At 66.5% G+C, this 16316-nt stretch carries 14 protein-coding genes; 10 read left to right on the top strand and 4 right to left on the bottom strand.

Annotated elements, in window-relative coordinates:
* Positions 1 to 70: 70 nt before the first annotated feature.
* Positions 71 to 601, bottom strand: a complete 531-nt coding sequence (locus XI05_RS35275) for an SH3 domain-containing protein (RefSeq protein ID WP_172788581.1) — start codon at positions 599 to 601, stop codon at positions 71 to 73.
* Positions 602 to 924: 323 nt separating this feature from the next.
* On the opposite strand from XI05_RS35275, the gene XI05_RS35270 reads away from it, so the two are divergent.
* Positions 925 to 1926, top strand: a complete 1002-nt coding sequence (locus XI05_RS35270) for a 2-hydroxyacid dehydrogenase (protein ID WP_172788582.1) — start codon at positions 925 to 927, stop codon at positions 1924 to 1926.
* Between the two features lie 83 nt (positions 1927 to 2009).
* Here the strand turns inward: XI05_RS35270 and XI05_RS35265 are convergent, their stop codons facing one another.
* Together XI05_RS35265 and XI05_RS35260 are read right to left on the bottom strand one after the other, a co-directional pair.
* Entirely contained in the window at positions 2010 to 2285 is a 276-nt protein-coding gene (locus XI05_RS35265) for a DUF3303 domain-containing protein (protein ID WP_027572360.1), read from the bottom strand.
* Positions 2286 to 2380: 95 nt separating this feature from the next.
* Positions 2381 to 3184 carry a HesA/MoeB/ThiF family protein gene (locus tag XI05_RS35260; RefSeq protein ID WP_271510398.1) on the bottom strand — a complete coding sequence of 268 codons (804 nt, stop codon included), beginning with the start codon at positions 3182 to 3184 and terminating at the stop codon, positions 2381 to 2383.
* Between the two features lie 264 nt (positions 3185 to 3448).
* Here XI05_RS35260 and XI05_RS35255 point away from each other — a divergent pair, with 264 nt between their 5' ends.
* The gene (locus XI05_RS35255; RefSeq protein WP_271510397.1) at positions 3449 to 4807 is read left to right on the top strand and encodes a serine protease; all 1359 of its coding nucleotides are present in this window, start codon (positions 3449 to 3451) and stop codon (positions 4805 to 4807) included.
* A 373-nt stretch (positions 4808 to 5180) separates the two neighbouring features.
* The gene (locus XI05_RS35250; protein ID WP_271510396.1) at positions 5181 to 5924 is read left to right on the top strand and encodes a ParA family protein; all 744 of its coding nucleotides are present in this window, start codon (positions 5181 to 5183) and stop codon (positions 5922 to 5924) included.
* Between the two features lie 271 nt (positions 5925 to 6195).
* Here the strand turns inward: XI05_RS35250 and mutM are convergent, their stop codons facing one another.
* Positions 6196 to 7077, bottom strand: coding sequence for a bifunctional DNA-formamidopyrimidine glycosylase/DNA-(apurinic or apyrimidinic site) lyase (mutM, locus tag XI05_RS35245; RefSeq protein ID WP_271510395.1), 882 nt, complete (start codon positions 7075 to 7077; stop codon positions 6196 to 6198).
* Between the two features lie 81 nt (positions 7078 to 7158).
* Here mutM and ubiE point away from each other — a divergent pair, with 81 nt between their 5' ends.
* The 7 genes from ubiE to XI05_RS35210 all read left to right on the top strand — a co-directional run bounded on the left by ubiE (position 7159) and on the right by XI05_RS35210 (position 16243).
* Positions 7159 to 7920 (top strand): bifunctional demethylmenaquinone methyltransferase/2-methoxy-6-polyprenyl-1,4-benzoquinol methylase UbiE, encoded by a 762-nt coding sequence (gene ubiE, locus XI05_RS35240; RefSeq protein ID WP_271510394.1) that lies wholly within the window; start codon positions 7159 to 7161, stop codon positions 7918 to 7920.
* Entirely contained in the window at positions 7917 to 9491 is a 1575-nt protein-coding gene (gene ubiB, locus XI05_RS35235; protein ID WP_271510393.1) for a 2-polyprenylphenol 6-hydroxylase, read from the top strand. The genes ubiE and ubiB overlap by 4 nt, the downstream gene beginning before the upstream one ends.
* 56 nt (positions 9492 to 9547) lie before the next feature.
* On the top strand, positions 9548 to 10999 hold the full coding sequence (gene coaBC, locus XI05_RS35230; RefSeq protein WP_271510392.1) for a bifunctional phosphopantothenoylcysteine decarboxylase/phosphopantothenate--cysteine ligase CoaBC: 1452 nt from the start codon (positions 9548 to 9550) through the stop codon (positions 10997 to 10999).
* Positions 10996 to 11454 (top strand): dUTP diphosphatase, encoded by a 459-nt coding sequence (dut, locus tag XI05_RS35225; RefSeq protein ID WP_271510391.1) that lies wholly within the window; start codon positions 10996 to 10998, stop codon positions 11452 to 11454. Before coaBC ends, dut begins: the two co-directional genes overlap by 4 nt.
* Positions 11455 to 11820: 366 nt before the next feature.
* On the top strand, positions 11821 to 14325 hold the full coding sequence (locus XI05_RS35220) for a sensor histidine kinase (protein WP_271510390.1): 2505 nt from the start codon (positions 11821 to 11823) through the stop codon (positions 14323 to 14325).
* On the top strand, positions 14322 to 15839 hold the full coding sequence (gene tsaE, locus XI05_RS35215) for a tRNA (adenosine(37)-N6)-threonylcarbamoyltransferase complex ATPase subunit type 1 TsaE (protein ID WP_271510389.1): 1518 nt from the start codon (positions 14322 to 14324) through the stop codon (positions 15837 to 15839). Before XI05_RS35220 ends, tsaE begins: the two co-directional genes overlap by 4 nt.
* Before the next feature lie 86 nt (positions 15840 to 15925).
* The gene (locus XI05_RS35210) at positions 15926 to 16243 is read left to right on the top strand and encodes a PilZ domain-containing protein (RefSeq protein ID WP_036009083.1); all 318 of its coding nucleotides are present in this window, start codon (positions 15926 to 15928) and stop codon (positions 16241 to 16243) included.
* The last annotated feature ends 73 nt before the right edge of the window (positions 16244 to 16316 follow it).

The raw sequence follows: 16316 nt of genomic DNA, 5'->3' as shown, positions 1-16316 counted from the left end.
GAAGGACCAGACCCGGAATCTCGAGATCCCGGGTTCGATGCTGCGCATCGCCCCGGGATGACCCTTCGGGTCAATTCACCTGCTCGTCCGAATAGACGCCCCAGAGGCGCTCCTGCTGGATCCAGCCGTCGAAGCCATTGCCGATGACGCGGCACCAGCCTGCGGCGCATTTCTTGACCTGGGTGACGACGCCGGCCTGCAGCTTGGCCGCAACCGCGCTGTCGGGATCGGGCCGGTCATAGATCGGGGCGAGATCGTCCTTGTGCTTCATGGTGACGACCGCGGTGCGGCGGCCCGACAGCAGCGAGTGATAGACCCAGCCCTCGGCGCCTTCGGAATCGCGCACCCGGCGCCAGTTCTCGAACTCGGCGGTAATTTCGACCGGCAGGCCGGCGCGGGTGTAGACCCAGGCGACGTCGTTGTCCTTGGTCGGGCCGGCGCGGACGTTCACGTGATCCGATTTGAGGCTGACATAGCGCGGCACCGGCAAGCCGCTGGCGGTCTGCGGGGTGTTGTCCTTCGCCGCATGCGAGGGGCCGACCGAGGCGCTCAACCAGGTGCAAACGAGCGCCATCACCGCACAAAAACGCCCCAACGCCATCAACCCGTCTCCTTCGAAGACCCGGCAGACCGGGCCCTCACCCCAAATTCCAAAAACCCTGCCGCGCCTGCCCCTTGTCCCCGCCCCACGCGGGTTCCAAGCCCTAAGCCGTGGTTCTTGTCTTGGCCCGGCCTTCTGCTAGAGAGAACGGGCACTTGAGCAACCAATTGGCCCCGATTTTCCGGCCGGAAATGTCGGGTGAGCTTGGAGGAAACGCCGGGGACGGACACGGCAAGGGCAGTGTCGAACAACCGGGTTAATGAGGCCTCAACGACCGGCCTTTGGCGACAGAGGCGGCCTGCGATGTCTCATGAGAGCAGGACATGTCGGTGAAGAAAAAGCCCCTCGTCGTGGTGACGCGCAAGCTGCCGGATTCGATCGAGACGCGGATGCGCGAGCTGTTCGACGCGCGGATCAATCTCGACGACACGCCGATGTCGCCCGAGCAGATCGCGGAAGCCGCCCGCACCGCCGACGTGCTGGTTCCGACCGTGACCGACCACATCAGCGCCGAGGTCGTGAATCAGCCCGACTGCAAGCTCCGCCTGATCGCCAATTTCGGCAACGGCGTCGACAATATCGACGTCACAGCCGCCCATGCCCGCGGCATCACCGTCACCAACACGCCGAAGGTCCTGACCGAAGACACCGCCGACATGACCATGGCGCTGATCCTGGCGGTGCCGCGGCGGATGATCGAAGGCGCCTCGATCCTGACCGACGGCAAGCCCTGGGCCGGCTGGTCGCCGACCTGGATGCTCGGCCACCGCATCGGGGGCAAACGCCTCGGCATCATCGGCATGGGCCGCATCGGCCAGGCCGTGGCGCGCCGCGCCCGCGCCTTCGGCCTGCAGATCCACTACCACAACCGCCGTCCCGTCGCCCCCGTGATCGCCGAGGAGCTTGGCGCGACGTATTGGGAAAGCCTCGACCAGATGCTGGCGCGGATGGACATCATCTCGGTGAATTGTCCGCACACGCCGGCGACCTATCATCTGCTCTCGGCGCGGCGGCTGAAGCTGATCCGCAAGGACGCCTATATCGTCAACACTGCGCGCGGCGAGGTCACCGACGAGGACACGCTGATCAAGCTGATCGAAGGCGGCGAGATCGGCGGCGCCGGCCTCGACGTCTACGAGCACGAGCCCGCGGTCAACCCGAAGCTGGTGCGGCTCGCCAAGGCCGGCAAGGTGACGCTGCTGCCGCATATGGGCTCGGCCACGATCGAAGGCCGCGTCGAGATGGGCGAGAAGGTGATCATCAACATCCGCACCTTCCTCGACGCCCACAAGCCGCCGGACCGCGTGCTGCCGAGCATGCTCTGAGGCGCTGCTCGCCTAAGGCTCGCAGATTTGTCTCACAGATTTGAGCGGAGCGGCCGCAGCGTACGACGGCCGCTCCGAGCCAGTCACTGCTTCGCCAAGGCGGCGAGGATCGGGCCGGCTTCGGCGTCTTCAACGCATGGCGTAACCGTGATCTCCATCACGTTGGCCCATTGGGCATACCACTGATACATGGCCTTCGGGTCGTTGCTCTCCGAAATCGCAAAGCCCGTCCCGTTCATTCCGTGCCAGCGGCCGAGCATCTTCACGCCTTCCGGTGGCGCTCCCCCTGTCTTCAGAAACTTCTCGATTGCGGAGTCGATCAAATTCGGCGGCAATTTCCAGCTCGAGATGTACTTCATAGCAATCTCCAATCTGAAATTTCCATTCGCCTTGCGGCGAGGCGAATTCAATCACGAAGAGAGATGCTTGCAAGTGGCTATTTCGTGCCCTGCGCCTACGCGCGATGGACGCTCAAATCCTCGAACACAGGCCCATCGCCGTTGAGCGGATTGGCCGGATCGCGCCCATAGCGCAGCGTCTCGAAGCGCATGGCGCGCGCATCGATCATCAGCAGGCGCCCGACGAGGCCATCGCCGAAGCCGACGATCTCGCGGATCGCCTCCAGCGCCATCATCGAGCCGAGCACGCCCGCCAATGCGCCCATGACCCCGGCTTCCGCACAAGCCGGCACGGTACCGGGCGGCGGCGCTTCGGGAAACAGACAGCGATAGGTCGGGTTGAACTCGCCCTGCTCGTTGGTCTCGTGCGCGCGGATGGTGGTGAGCGAGCCGTCGAAGGTGCCGAGCGCCGCGGTGATCAGCGGCCGCTTGGCGAAGAAGCAGGCGTCGGAAGCGAGATAACGCGTCGAGAAATTGTCGGAGCCGTCGAGCACGAGGTCGTAATCGCCGATCAGGCCGAGCGCATTGTCGGCGTTGAGCCAGGTGGCATGACCGACGAAGCGGACGTGCGGATTGAGCGCCGCGATCCGCTCGGCCGCGCTCTCGACCTTGTGCCGGCCGATGTCGGGCGTCGTGTGGATCACCTGGCGCTGCAGGTTGGACAGCGACACCACGTCGTCGTCGACAACGCCGAGCGTGCCGACGCCGGCGGCGGCCAGATACATCAAGGCGGGCGCGCCGAGCCCGCCGGCGCCGATCACCAGCACCGAGGCCCGCTTCAGCGCGGCCTGGCCGGGACCGCCGACGTCGCGCAACACGATGTGGCGGGCATAGCGTTCGAGTTCGTCCGGGCTCAGCATCGTCGTACGCCTCTCCTACCAAGCGCTCGCTTTCGATCCTCATGGTGAGGAGCGCGGAACGCGCGTCTCGAACCATGAAGGCCCCGATCTCGCCTGTGGCCATCCTTCGAGACGCGGCCTTGAGGCCGCTCCTCAGGATGAGGACCTGTGTACACGGCTCGACCTTGGGCCTGAACCACCGCTACGTTGTTCGCGACCAACGAGATGTGCTTCAATGGCATGCTTTTCAATGTCTTGACGTTCAATGGGCTGGCTGGATTTGTCATGAGATCGATGCTTGCGGCAACCTTGGTGTTTGCAGCCGCCACGGGCGCGCATGCCCAGATGACCACGTCGCAAGTCGCCGGCACCAAGCCGAAAACGGTCCAGACCGTCCCGATCCAGCCTCCCGCAATGCAGACGCCGTCGGCGACCGCCGATGCCATGGCAAAGGCGGAGCGGCTTGCGCTGCAGTCCGACCTCGCCTGGGTCGGCCAGTATAACGGCGCCATCACCGGCGACGTCAGCGAGCGCATGGTCAATGCCATCAAGGAATACCAGAAGGCCAAGGGCGGCAAGCCGACCGGCGTGCTCAATCCGCAGGAGCGCGCCGCGCTCGCCGAGACGGCGCGAAAGAAGCAGGAGAGCGTCGGCTGGAAGATCGTGACGGAGCCGACCAGCGGCGCCCGGCTCGGCATTCCCGGCAAGCTGGTGCCGCAGCAGGCAAGCGACGCCAACGGCTCGAAATGGACCTCGCCGACAGGGACGGTGCAGGTGGTTCTCAGCCGCCGCAAGGAGGCGAACCCGACCTCGGCAAAGCTCGCCGAGCTCGAAAAGGAGCCGTCCGGGCGCAAGGTCGATTACACCGTGGTGAAGCCCGACTTCTTCGTGCTGTCAGGCTTGCAGGGCCTGAAGAAATTCTACGTCCGCGGCACCTTCAAGGGCGACGAGGTCCGCACCATGACGATCCTCTACGACCAGGCGACCGAGAATACCGTCGAGCCGGTCGTGATCGCGATGTCGAGCGCGTTCAACGCGTTTCCGTCGGGACCGCTGGCCGGGCCGCCGCCGCGCAAGACCGTCGAATACGGCACCGGCATCGTCGTCAGCGAGGACGGCGCGATTGTCACCGACCGCCTCGTCACCGACGGCTGCCTTGCGATCACGATCGCGGGCCATGGCAGCGCCGACCGTCTCGCCGAGGACAAGGAGCATGATCTGGCGCTGCTGCACATCTACGGCGCGCGCGGCCTGAAGCCGCTCAGCCTCGCCGGCGCGGCCGTGAAGACCAATGTCGATGTCGTCGGCATCGCCGATCCGCAAAGCCAGGGCGGCGCGGCCGGCGTGTCGAGCCTCAAGGCCGCGCTGGCGCCGGTGACGGGCAGCAATTCCGCGCTCTCGCCGCCGCCGGCGGTCGGCTTCTCCGGCAGCCCGGCCGTCGACGCCGACGGCAGGTTCGCCGGCATCGCGCTGCTGAAGCCGGCCATGGTCGCAGGGCCTGCGACATCGGTACCGGCGTCACAGGCTTTGATGGTCTCGGCAGAGGCGGTGCGGGGATTCCTGAAGGCGAACGGGGTCGCGGCGAATGGCGCGTCGATGGACGCCAAGGCCTCCGTCGTGCGCGTCATCTGCGTGCGGAAATAGGCCGCGCGAGCGCACTACTCTCCCGTGTCCCGGACGCGGTGCGGCATGCAATGCCGCTCCGCTGAGCCGGGACCCATATCAGCAACAGTCGCGCTTGTTACCCTCTGGGCCCCGGCTCTGCAGCGCATCGCTTTCGCGCTGCGCTTTGTCCGGGGCACGGTTGCCCCTGCGCATACGTACGACTACGGAGCCGGTAGTGGTACGGATTCGCTGGAATTCGCGATTCCGCCATCATCGTTACCGTTGATTCGGACCTCCGCGATCCCCTTTGGATCGGGCCGGCACGTCCTGAGCGAGAAGCGCTCAGCATCCAGAAGCGATGCACGTTCGCGTGGCGTATCCCTGACCCAGCACTCCAAAGGATTGATCTTCAATGCATACGATCGTACTGGCCACCCAAAAGGGCGGCAGCGGCAAGAGCACGCTCGCCATCGGCCTCGCGCTGGCCGCCAAGCAGGCCGGCTTCACCGTCCGCCTGATCGAGACCGACCCACAGGGCACCCTCTCCAACTGGCAGCGCCGCCGCTCTACCGACGATCTCGTCGTCGAGCCGATCTATCACGCAGCCGATATCGCGCCGCGCCTGAAGATGCTGGCCGATAGCGGCCTCCAGCTCGCGATCGTCGACACCGCGGCCGGCCTTTCCGCCGCCACCACCGCCGCGATCCGCCATTCCGACCTCTGCCTGATCCCGGCCCGTCCCAGCGTCGCCGACATCGAGGCGACCGTCTCCACGCTCAGCGTCGCCCGCGCCTGGAAGCGGCCCTACAGCTTCGTGCTGAACCAGACGCCGATCCGCGGGCAGCGCATCGACAACGCCGCGGGCGCGCTCGCCGAGGAAGCCGCGCTCGATCTTGCCGAGGTGCTCGCGCGTCCGCTGATCGCGATGCGCAACGATCACCAGGACGCCCTCGCCAGCGGCCTTACCGTGAGCGAATTCGCGCCGAACGGCAAATCGGCGGACGAGATCCGCGGCCTCTGGCGCTGGATCGAGACCCGGCTCGAGCTCGAAGCCACCACCGATGTCCTGATCCACCAGGTCATCTCGGCTGCCCACGGCATGCTGCACGGCGCCAGCGCGCTTGCGGCGGACGAGACCACGACACTGGCGTCCTGAGCGGGGCAATCGCTCGCGACAGTCGAGCTCTTCGCCATCCGCTGAAAGAGCCCGAGCGACGAAGCAGTCCGGCCACCAGCCCGGCCGGATTGCTTCGCCTCGCGCGTTGTAGTGAGGGCCCCATCTTCCCGTCATTGCGAGCGTAGCGAAGCAATCCAGGCTGCCGCCGCAGAGGGATTCTGGATTGCTTCGTCGCAAGGGCTCCTCGCAATGACGAGTGGTGGGACCGTCGTCGTGCAGAAGCTCATCGCCTTCCAGCTACGGCGCTACGTCACTTCTGACATTTCGGGCACCAGAAGGTCGAGCGGCCGTTCTGCACGAACCGCTTGATCGTGCCGCCGCAGCGCGGCGTCGTGCATTTCTGGCCTTCGCGGTCATAGACCTTGAACGAGTGCTGGAAATAGCCGAGCTCACCCGTGGTCTGGCGGTGATCGCGCAGGCTGGAGCCGCCGGCCTTGATGGCATCGTTCAGCACGGTGTGGATCGCGCCGACCAAACGCTTCGCATGATCGGTCGGCTCGCCCTTCTTCGTCGATAGCGTCGCAGCAATGCGCCGCGGCGACAGATGCGAGCGATGCAGCGCCTCGCAGACATAGATGTTGCCGAGCCCGGCCACCACGCGCTGGTCGAGCAGCGCGGCCTTCAGGCTGGTGGTCTTGCCTTGGCAGGAGCGCGCCAGCATCGGCGCGTCGAATTCGTTGCCGAGCGGCTCGGGGCCGAGGCCGCGCAGCAGCGGTTCGTCTTCGAGCGCGTTGCGCGCAATCACTTTCATGTAACCGAAGCGGCGCGGATCGTTGAAGACGATGTCGGCGCCCGAGGACATCCGAAACAGCACGTGGTCGTGCGCGGAGTCCTTGGCCTTTGGATGGTGAAACTCGCCAGGCTGAGCCTCGTCGTCCGGCTTGATGACCCGAAACGAGCCCGACATGCCCAGATGCATCAAGAGCACGTCGCCGGAGGCGAGATCGGCCATGAGATATTTTGCACGGCGCCCAAGCCCCGTGACGACCTGCCCCTTGAGCCGGGCCACGAAATCGGGCTGGAACGGAAAGCGCAAATCCGGCCGGCGGGCCTCCGCATCGAGGATTTTCGCACCCTCCATCACGGGCTGAAGGCCGCGGCGGACGGTCTCGACTTCGGGCAATTCAGGCATGGTCAGGCATTCACCTTATGAGGGCGGTGTGATAGCGCCATTGCGGCGGGCAGGCTATGGTCCGCCGAGTGGAGTAGAGTAATGGATCGGCCGGGCGAAACCACGCATTTTGGCTTCAGGGACGTTCCCCTCGGGGACAAGCAGACGCTGGTGAACGATGTGTTTCACAGCGTGGCGTCGCGCTATGACTTGATGAACGACCTGATGTCCGGTGGCCTGCACCGGGTCTGGAAGGACATCATGATCACCGCGCTGGATCCGCCCAGGGGCGACCGGCCGTTCGCGCTGCTCGACGTCGCCGGCGGCACCGGCGACATCTCGTTCCGTGCCGCCAAGGCAGCCGGCCCCGGCTTCCACGCCACGGTGTGCGACATCAATTCGGACATGCTGGCTGTGGGGCGGGAGCGCGCCGCCAAGCGCCATCTCGACACCCAGGTCGATTTCGTCGAAGGCAATGCCGAATCGCTCGGCTTTGCCGATCGCAGCTTCGACGCCTATACGATCGCTTTCGGCATTCGCAACGTGCCGCGGATCGATCTTGCGCTGCGCGAGGCCTATCGCGTGCTGAGGCCCGGCAGCCGCTTTCTGTGCCTGGAATTCTCCACCGTCGAGATGCCGGGGCTGGACAAGCTCTATGATCTGTTCTCGTTCAAGGTGATCCCGCCGCTCGGGCGCATGGTCACGGGCGACGCCGAATCGTATCAATATCTCGTCGAGTCCATCCGCAAGTTTCCAAAGCCCGCCGCCTTCGCCGACATGATCCGCGAGGCCGGCTTTGCCCGCGTCAGCTGGCAGACGCTCTCCGGCGGCATCGTCGCACTGCATTCGGGCTGGCGTTTGTGATCTCTGCCGTCACCCACATTGCGCGCCTGATCCGCGCCGCGCTCGTGTTTGCGCGCGAAGGCGTGTTCGGCGCGGTCGATCCGAGCCTGGTGCCGCCGCCGGGACAGCTCGCGCTGAAGCTGGCGCGCCTCATTGAGCGCCGCGGCGCCAAGCACGGTCCGCGGATCTCGCGCGCGCTGACGCGGATGGGCCCGGCCTATCTCAAGCTCGGCCAATTCCTGGCCACGCGTCCCGACGTGGTCGGCGTCATCATGGCGCGCGATCTCGAAAGCCTGCAGGACCGCTTGCCGCCGTTTCCGCAGGAGGAGGCCAAGGCCACGATCGCGATCTCGCTGGAGCGGCCGCTGACGGACGTCTTCGTGAGCTTCGGCCCGCCGGTCGCGGCGGCCTCGATCGCGCAGGTGCATCGCGGCGAGGTGTTGCGCGACGGCATCCGCAGACCCGTCGCGATCAAGGTGCTGAGGCCCAACGTCGCCGCCCGCTTCCGCCGCGATCTCTCGGATTTCTTCTTCGTCGCGCACAAGGCCGAGGCCTATTCGGCCGAGGCGCGGCGCCTGCGCCTGATCGAGGTCATCAACACCATGTCGCGCTCGGTCGCGATAGAGATGGACCTGCGGTTAGAGGCTGCCGCGCTGTCGGAGATGGCGGAGAACACGCGCGATGATCCCGATTTCCGCGTGCCCGCCGTCGACTGGGACCGCACCACGCATAACGTGCTGACGATGGAGTGGATCGACGGCATCGCGCTGAACGATCACAAGCGCCTCGCGGAGGCGCAGGTCGATCTGCCCGATCTCGGCCGCAAGGTGATCCAGAGCTTCCTGCGCCACGCGCTGCGCGACGGCTTCTTCCACGCCGACATGCATCCCGGCAATCTGTTCCTGGATGAGGCCGGCCGCCTCGTCGCGGTCGATTTCGGCATCATGGGCCGGCTCGGCATGAAGGAGCGGCGCTTCCTCGCCGAGATCCTGCTCGGCTTCATCACCCGCGATTATCGCCGCGTCGCCGAGGTGCATTTCGAGGCCGGCTATGTGCCCGCGCACCATTCGGTCGAGAATTTTGCGCAAGCCATCCGCGCCATCGGCGAGCCGATCCACAATCGCACCGCCGAGGAGATCTCGATGGCGCGGTTGCTCACGCTGCTGCTCGAGGTCACCGGCCTGTTCGACATGACGACGCGGCCCGAGCTGATCCTGCTGCAGAAGACCATGGTGGTGGTCGAGGGCGTGGCGCGCGGCTTCGATCCCAAGCTCGACATCTGGAGGGTTGCCGACCCCGTGGTGCGCGAATGGATCGAGCGCAATCTCGGGCCGATCGGCCGGGTGCAGGGCGCACTTGCCGGGACCGGCGACATCGCGCGCGTCTTGATGCGCATGCCGGAGATTGCCGAGCGGTCGGTGAAGGTTCTCGAGCAGCTCGAGACCATGACGCGGGAGGGCATCAGGCTGTCGCCCGAGAGTATCGCGGCCATGGGACGCAGCGAGGGCCGCAAGAACCGCTGGCGCACCGTGGCACTCTGGATCATCGCCGCGACCTTCATCGGGATTCTGATCGCCGTCCGGAATCTATGATTGCACTGCAATCACGCAGGTGATAGCATCGCTATCATTCCGTGCCGGAGGGCGTCATGGCAAGCCTGACCATCCGCAAGCTCGACGACGCCGTCAAAACTTATCTGCGGCTGCGCTCGGCCAGGAACCACAGGTCGGTCGAGGAGGAGGTCCGGGTCATCCTGCGGGAGCTGATCGAGGGCCGCGAGGAGCCGCTGACGCCGTTTGCGGTGCCGCCAGCCGCGTCTGCCGCCCCGACGCCTCAGCGCACCGGCGCCCTGCCCGAGGCCAGCGTCACCCTGATCATCGGCGGCGGGATCGCGGCCTACAAATCGCTCGACCTGATCCGAAGGCTGAAGGAGCGCCGCATCGAGGTGCGCTGCGTGCTGACCAAGGCTGCCCAGCAATTCGTGACGCCGCTGGCCGCGAGCGCACTCTCGCATGAGCGCGTCTACACGGATTTGTTCGACCCGCAGAGCGAGTTCGACGCCGGCCATATACGCCTTGCGCGCGATTGCGACCTGATCGTGGTGGCGCCGGCCACCGCCGACCTGCTGGCGAAGATGGCGAACGGTCATGCCGACGATCTCGCCAGCGCCATCCTGCTTGCGACCAACCGCAAGGTGCTGCTGGCGCCGGCGATGAATCCGCTGATGTGGAGCAACGCGGCGACGCGCCGCAACGTCGCCCAGCTCCAGCGCGACGGCGTGGTGCTGATCGGCCCGAACGCGGGCGAGATGGCCGAAGCCGGCGAAGCCGGAACGGGCCGCATGTCGGAAGCCATCGAGATCGCCAATGCCGCCGAACGGCTGCTGCGGCCGCCGATGCCGAAGCCGCTCGCCGGCAAGCGCGTGCTGATCACCGCAGGTCCCACCCACGAGGCGATCGACCCGGTGCGCTACATCGCCAACCGCTCCTCCGGCAAGCAGGGCTTTGCCATTGCCGCCGCCGCGCAGGCCGCGGGCGCCGAGGTTATTCTGGTGAGCGGTCCGGTCGACCTCGACGATCCCCCGGGCGTGACGGTGAAGCACGTCGAATCGGCGCGGCAGATGCTGGAGCAGGTCGAGGCCGCGCTTCCCACCGACGTCGCGATCTTCGCCGCCGCAGTCGCCGACTGGCGCGTCGCCAATGAGGGCGAGCAGAAGCTGAAGAAGACCGCATCCGGCATGCCGCCGCTTCAGCTCGTCGAGAACCCCGACATCCTCGCCACGATCTCCAAGCTCACCGACAAGCGCCCAAGACTCGTGATCGGCTTTGCCGCCGAGACCGAGCACCTCATCGACAACGCCAAAGCAAAATTCGCGCGCAAGGGCTGCGACTGGATCGTCGCCAACGACGTCTCGCCCGCCACCGGGGTGATGGGCGGCGACCGCAACACGGTCCACCTGCTCAGCCGCAAGAACGCTGCGCAGGACGGCGAGATTGCAGTTGATTCCTGGCCGGCGATGACCAAGGAACAGGTCGCCATCGAACTGGTCGCGCAGATCGCGAAAAGCGTGACCGGCAAATCCCTGGAGACCGCATCTTGAGCACGAAGGTTGCCGTCGAGCTGCAACGCCTCGCCCACGCTGAAGGGCTGCCGCTGCCGGTCTATCAGACCAGCGAGGCCGCCGGCCTCGATCTGATGGCCGCGGTGCCGGACAACGAGCCCATGACGCTCGCACCAGGCCAATACGCGCTGGTGCCGACCGGCCTCGCCATCGCCTTGCCGCCCGGGCACGAGGCACAGGTGCGGCCGCGTTCGGGGCTTGCGGCCAAGCACGGCGTCACCGTGCTGAATTCGCCGGGCACGATCGATGCGGACTACCGCGGCGAGATCAAGGTGATCCTGATCAATCACGGCACCACGCCCTTCGTCATCAAGCGCGGCGAGCGCATCGCCCAGATGGTGATCGCGCCGGTGCTGCAGGCCACGCTGGTTCCCGTCGCCACCTTGTCCGCGACCGATCGCGGCGCCGGCGGCTTCGGCTCGACCGGGCGCTAACTTTCTTGCCTCTCCCGCTTGCGGGAGAGGCCGTCGCGCTCGCAGAGCGCGGCGGGTGAGGGCTCTATCCTCTTGGGGATGTCCCGTTGCGGAGACACCCTCTCACCAGCCCTCCCCCGCAAGCGGGGGAGGGAGCGCACCGCCATCGTGGCAGGCAATCCGCATGACACGCTAACGCACGGCAATCCCAGCCGAATCATCCGCAGAATCACGTGAGCCGGAACAACGCGCGGGGCACTTTTTTGGGACCCGCCTTTGCGTTCACGATCTGGACTCTTACCGGCGGAGTCGCGGTGAGGGTATTGTCTTTTGATTCGCGCGCGACGGGGGTCGCCGCGCGTCAATTCGTGCGGTCTTGGGGCAACTATGTCAGGCGTGATCGTGTCGATGCGTCGGACGCTGCTGTCGTGCACATCGCTGGCGCGCAACGGCTTGGTGGGAGGTGCTCTCGCAGCGCTGCTGCCGGCTGCGCCGGCCGAGGCCGCCGACCTCATCGACACCCTTTCCCTCGTGATGGATTTGAACCGGCAGGAACTCGCGGTGCTCGCCACCGCGCTGGCCCTGCTCGGCTTCTCGGTGGTGGCCGCGATCCTGTTGATGCGCACGCGGGTGCGCACGGCGACGAACGAGGCGCGGCTGCGCGCCCGGATCGGGGAACTTCAGCTCCAGGCCGACCGTTTCGGCGCGCTGCTGTTCGCCGAGCCGCAGATCCTGATCTCGTGGCCGGCCGGCGACAACCGCGCGCAGATTTCCGGCGACATCGCGTTGGTGCTGCCGCGCGATTCCTCGCCGCAGCGCGTGCTGGCGTTCGGAACCTGGCTGCCGCCGGAACCGGCGCTGCAGATGGACCATGCGGTCGATGCGCTGCGCGAGCGCGGCGACGGGTTCCAGCTGACGCTGACCACCGCGCAAGGCCATATGCTGGAAGCGATCGGGCGCGCCATCGGCGGCCAGGCCATCGTGCGCATTCGCGAGCTGTCCGGACTGCGCCGCGATCTCGCCGAGACCCATCTGCGCTACAAGGCACTCTCCGACGAGACCGAGATGCTTCGCGGCTTTGCCGCGGCCGCACCGTGGCCGATCTGGGCAAAGGGGGAGAACGGCGCCCTGACCTATGCCAACCCGGCCTATGTGCGGGCCACCGAGGCGACCAGCGCCATCGATGCCCAGGAGCGCAAGCTCGAGCTGCTCGACAGCGCAGACCGCACCGCGATGGAGCGGGGGCTGAAGGACGCCGCCAATTTCACCTCGCGGCTGCCGATCGTGGTCGGCGGCGAACGGCGCATCTACGACGTGCGCGCCGTCAATGTCGGCAGCGGCAGCGTCGGCGTCGCCATCGATGCCAGCGAGGCGGATGCGCTGAGCTCGGCGCTGGTGCGCATGGCGGAGGCGCATCGCCGCACGCTCGACCAGCTCTCCTCCGGCGTTGCCGTGTTCGACGGCCAGCGGCGCCTCGCCTTCTACAACGATTCCTATCGCCGGCTGTGGGATCTCGATCGCAACTTCCTCGACGCCCATCCGGACGATTCCAGCGTGCTCGACCAGCTCCGCGCCGCGCGCAAGCTGCCGGAGCAGCCGGATTTCCGCGCCTGGAAAGCCAAGCTGCACGAGGCCTATCGCGCGGTCGAGACGGCCAAGGACACCTGGTTCCTGCCCGACGGCCGCGCGCTCTCGGTCGTCACCACGCCGAACCCCGAGGGCGGTGTGACCTATCTGTTCGACGACGTCACCGAGAGCCTCGACCTCGCCCGCCGCTTCGACGGCCTGATCCGCGTCCAGCGCGAGACGTTGGACAGCCTCGCCGAAGGCGTCGCGGTGTTCGGCAGCAACGGCAAGGCGCAGCTGTTCAATCCGGCCTTCGTGCGGATGTGGAAGCTCTCGAGCGATGCCATGCGCGACGAGCCGCATATCCAGACCGTGGAAGGCTGGTGCCATCAGCTGTTCGACGATCCGCAAGTCTGGCGCCAGATCCGCGAGGCCATCACCTCGATCGAGAACCGCGCGGACGTGCCGCTCAAGCTGGAACGCAAGGACGGCAGCGTGCTCGACGGCATGATCCGGCCGCTGCCCGACGGCGCCACCATGCTGACGTTCCAGGACATCACCGATACCGAGAATGTCGAGCGCGCGCTGCGCGAGCGCAACGAGGCGCTGGAGGCGGCCGACCAGATGAAGGTGGATTTCGTCCACCACGTCTCCTACGAGCTGCGCTCGCCGCTCACCACCATCATCGGCTTCGCGCATTTCCTCAGCGATCCCTCGACCGGACCGCTGACGCCGAAGCAGGCCGAATATCTCGACTACGTCACCAAATCGACCAACGCGCTGCTCGCGCTCACCAACAACATCCTGGATCTCGCCACCATCGACGCCGGCGCGATGAAGCTGGAACTCGGGCAGGTCGACGTCAGCAAGGCCATCGAGCTTGCCGCCGAGGGCATCCAGGACCGGCTCGCCACCGACCGCATCCGCCTCAAGGTCGAGATCGCGCCCGACGTCGGCAGCTTCGTCGGCGACGAGAAGCGCGTGGTGCAGGTGCTCTATAACCTCCTCGCCAACGCCGTCGGGTTTTCTCCACAGGATTCCACCGTCGGCATCAGCGCGCGGCGCACCGAACGCAGCGTGGTCTTCACCGTGACAGATTCGGGCCCTGGAATACCTGCCGACATGAAGGACAAGGTGTTCAACTGGTTCGAAAGCCGCTCGCAGGGCTCGCGTCATCGCGGCGCCGGGCTCGGCCTGTCGCTGGTGCGCTCCTTCGTCGAGCTGCATGGCGGCAAGGTGCGGGTGGATTCGATCGTCGGCCGGGGCACGGTCGTGATCTGCGATTTCCCGACCGACCAGGCGGCGCACCGCGACGCCGCCGAATGACGGAAACAACCACATTCGCCGTCGCGCTCCACAACGAGACGGCCACGGCGCAATTGATGGCCGACCTCGCGCTGCTGGTCGGTCCCGGTGACGTCATCACCCTCACCGGCGATCTCGGCGCCGGCAAGACCGCGGCGGCGCGCAGCCTGATCCGCTATCTCGCCGGCGATGACGCGCTGGAAGTGCCGAGCCCGACCTTCACGCTGGTGCAGGGCTACGAGCTGCCGCCCTTCCCGGTGCTGCATGCCGATCTCTACCGGGTCGAGGACGAGAGCGAGCTCGAGGAGATCGGGCTGTCGCCGCTGCCCGATGCCACGCTGGTGCTGATCGAATGGCCCGAGCGCGCCCCTTCGGCGATGCCCGAGGACCGCATCGACATCGCGCTGACGCACCGGCCGGCGCTGGGCGCGAACGCACGTGCCGCCGACATCACCGGCCATGGCAAGGGCGCCGCGCAAGTCGCGCGGCTGAAGGCGCTGCGCGAATTCCTCGACGCGTCCGGTTACATCGATGCGACGCGCAAGCGGATGGCCGGCGACGCCTCGACACGCTCCTATGCGCGGCTCGTGCGCGATGAGGAAATCGTCATCCTCATGAACTTTCCGCAGCGGCCCGATGGGGCCGCGCTCTACGACGGAAAATCCTACAGCGCCGCGGTGCATCTGGCCGAGAACGTAAAACCTTTCGTCGCCATCGATGAAGGTCTGCGCGCGCAGGGAATCTCGGCGCCGGCCATCCACCATTCCGATCTCGACCATGGCTTCCTGATCACCGAGGATTTCGGCAGCGAGGGCGTGATCGAGGGCGATCCGCCGCGACCGATTCTCGAGCGCTACGAAGCGGCGACCGACGTGCTGGCGATGCTGCACGGCAAGGCGCTGCCGGACACGCTGCCGCTGGACGGGCAGACCTACGCGATCCCCGTCTTCGACGTCGAGGCGCTGCTGACCGAGATCGGGCTGATGCCGGAATGGTATCTGCCTGATCGCAACGCGCGGCTGAGCGAGGCGACGCGCGCGGAATTTTTTGCGATGTGGCGCGGATTGCTGAAGGGGCCGTTGGCGGCGCCGAAGACGTGGATCATCCGCGACTATCACTCGCCCAATCTGATCTGGCTCGGCGAGCGCAGCGGCATCGAACGCGTCGGCGTGATCGATTTCCAGGACACCGTGCTGGGGCCGCAATCCTACGACGTGGTGTCGCTGCTCCAGGACGCCCGCATCGACGTGCCCGAGACCATAGAGCTGACGCTGCTGTCGCGCTACATCAAGGCGCGGCGGGCGCAAGATTCGAGCTTCGAAGCCGCCGGCTTCGCCGAGCTCTACGCGATCATGTCGGCGCAGCGGAACACGCGCCTGCTCGGCACCTTCGCCCGGCTCAACCGCCGCGACGGCAAGCCGCATTATCTGCGTCACCAGCCGCGGATCTGGACCTATCTCCAGCGTTCGCTGGCCCATCCGGCGCTCGCCCAGCTGCGCGACTGGTATCTCGCCAACGTGCCGCCGCCAGGCTGATTCAGGACCGATTTACCGGCCGTTAGCCAAGATGTCGCTATTCTGGCGCCGAGGCAGCCGGAAATTACGGGGCTGGAGCGGGGCAGATGGCAGCGAAAGCGGATCAGCGCGGAAATAGCCGGGTTATTTTCGAGCGCGGGTTTTCGGCCCAGATGATGGGAATTGACGGCACCTGGCGGCGCGACTGCACCATGGAGGACGTCTCCGAGACCGGCGCCAAGCTGACCATCGACGGCTCGGTCGAAGGCCTGCATTTGAAGGAATTCTTTCTCCTGCTGTCGTCCACGGGGCTCGCCTACCGGCGTTGCGAACTGGCCTGGGTCAATGGCGACCAGATCGGCGTCAATTTCCTGAAAGTGGGCGACAAGAAGAAAAAGGTGCGTTCCACAGCCGTTGGGGCGTGACGGCAACACCCGTCGTACAACCGTCACGGCGGGTGGTTAAGGCGGTCGAGATGCGGTGCGGCAGATCGAGCCT

Source organism: Bradyrhizobium sp. CCBAU 11357 (assembly GCF_028128865.1).
Taxonomy (GTDB): domain Bacteria; phylum Pseudomonadota; class Alphaproteobacteria; order Rhizobiales; family Xanthobacteraceae; genus Bradyrhizobium.
The sequence above is the reverse complement of the archived record's forward strand: the minus strand, read 5'-3'. Positions and strand labels throughout refer to the sequence as shown.

What these genes read in the sequence shown, in the direction of transcription:
- XI05_RS35275 (WP_172788581.1), bottom strand. Translation starts at nt 601, where the DNA reads ATGGCGTTGGGGCGTTTTTGTGCGGTGATGGCGCTCGTTTGCACCTGG.
- XI05_RS35270 (WP_172788582.1), top strand. Translation starts at nt 925, where the DNA reads ATGTCGGTGAAGAAAAAGCCCCTCGTCGTGGTGACGCGCAAGCTGCCG.
- XI05_RS35265 (WP_027572360.1), bottom strand. Translation starts at nt 2,285, where the DNA reads ATGAAGTACATCTCGAGCTGGAAATTGCCGCCGAATTTGATCGACTCC.
- XI05_RS35260 (WP_271510398.1), bottom strand. Translation starts at nt 3,184, where the DNA reads ATGCTGAGCCCGGACGAACTCGAACGCTATGCCCGCCACATCGTGTTG.
- XI05_RS35255 (WP_271510397.1), top strand. Translation starts at nt 3,449, where the DNA reads ATGAGATCGATGCTTGCGGCAACCTTGGTGTTTGCAGCCGCCACGGGC.
- XI05_RS35250 (WP_271510396.1), top strand. Translation starts at nt 5,181, where the DNA reads ATGCATACGATCGTACTGGCCACCCAAAAGGGCGGCAGCGGCAAGAGC.
- mutM (WP_271510395.1), bottom strand. Translation starts at nt 7,077, where the DNA reads ATGCCTGAATTGCCCGAAGTCGAGACCGTCCGCCGCGGCCTTCAGCCC.
- ubiE (WP_271510394.1), top strand. Translation starts at nt 7,159, where the DNA reads ATGGATCGGCCGGGCGAAACCACGCATTTTGGCTTCAGGGACGTTCCC.
- coaBC (WP_271510392.1), top strand. Translation starts at nt 9,548, where the DNA reads ATGGCAAGCCTGACCATCCGCAAGCTCGACGACGCCGTCAAAACTTAT.
- XI05_RS35220 (WP_271510390.1), top strand. Translation starts at nt 11,821, where the DNA reads ATGTCAGGCGTGATCGTGTCGATGCGTCGGACGCTGCTGTCGTGCACA.
- tsaE (WP_271510389.1), top strand. Translation starts at nt 14,322, where the DNA reads ATGACGGAAACAACCACATTCGCCGTCGCGCTCCACAACGAGACGGCC.
- XI05_RS35210 (WP_036009083.1), top strand. Translation starts at nt 15,926, where the DNA reads ATGGCAGCGAAAGCGGATCAGCGCGGAAATAGCCGGGTTATTTTCGAG.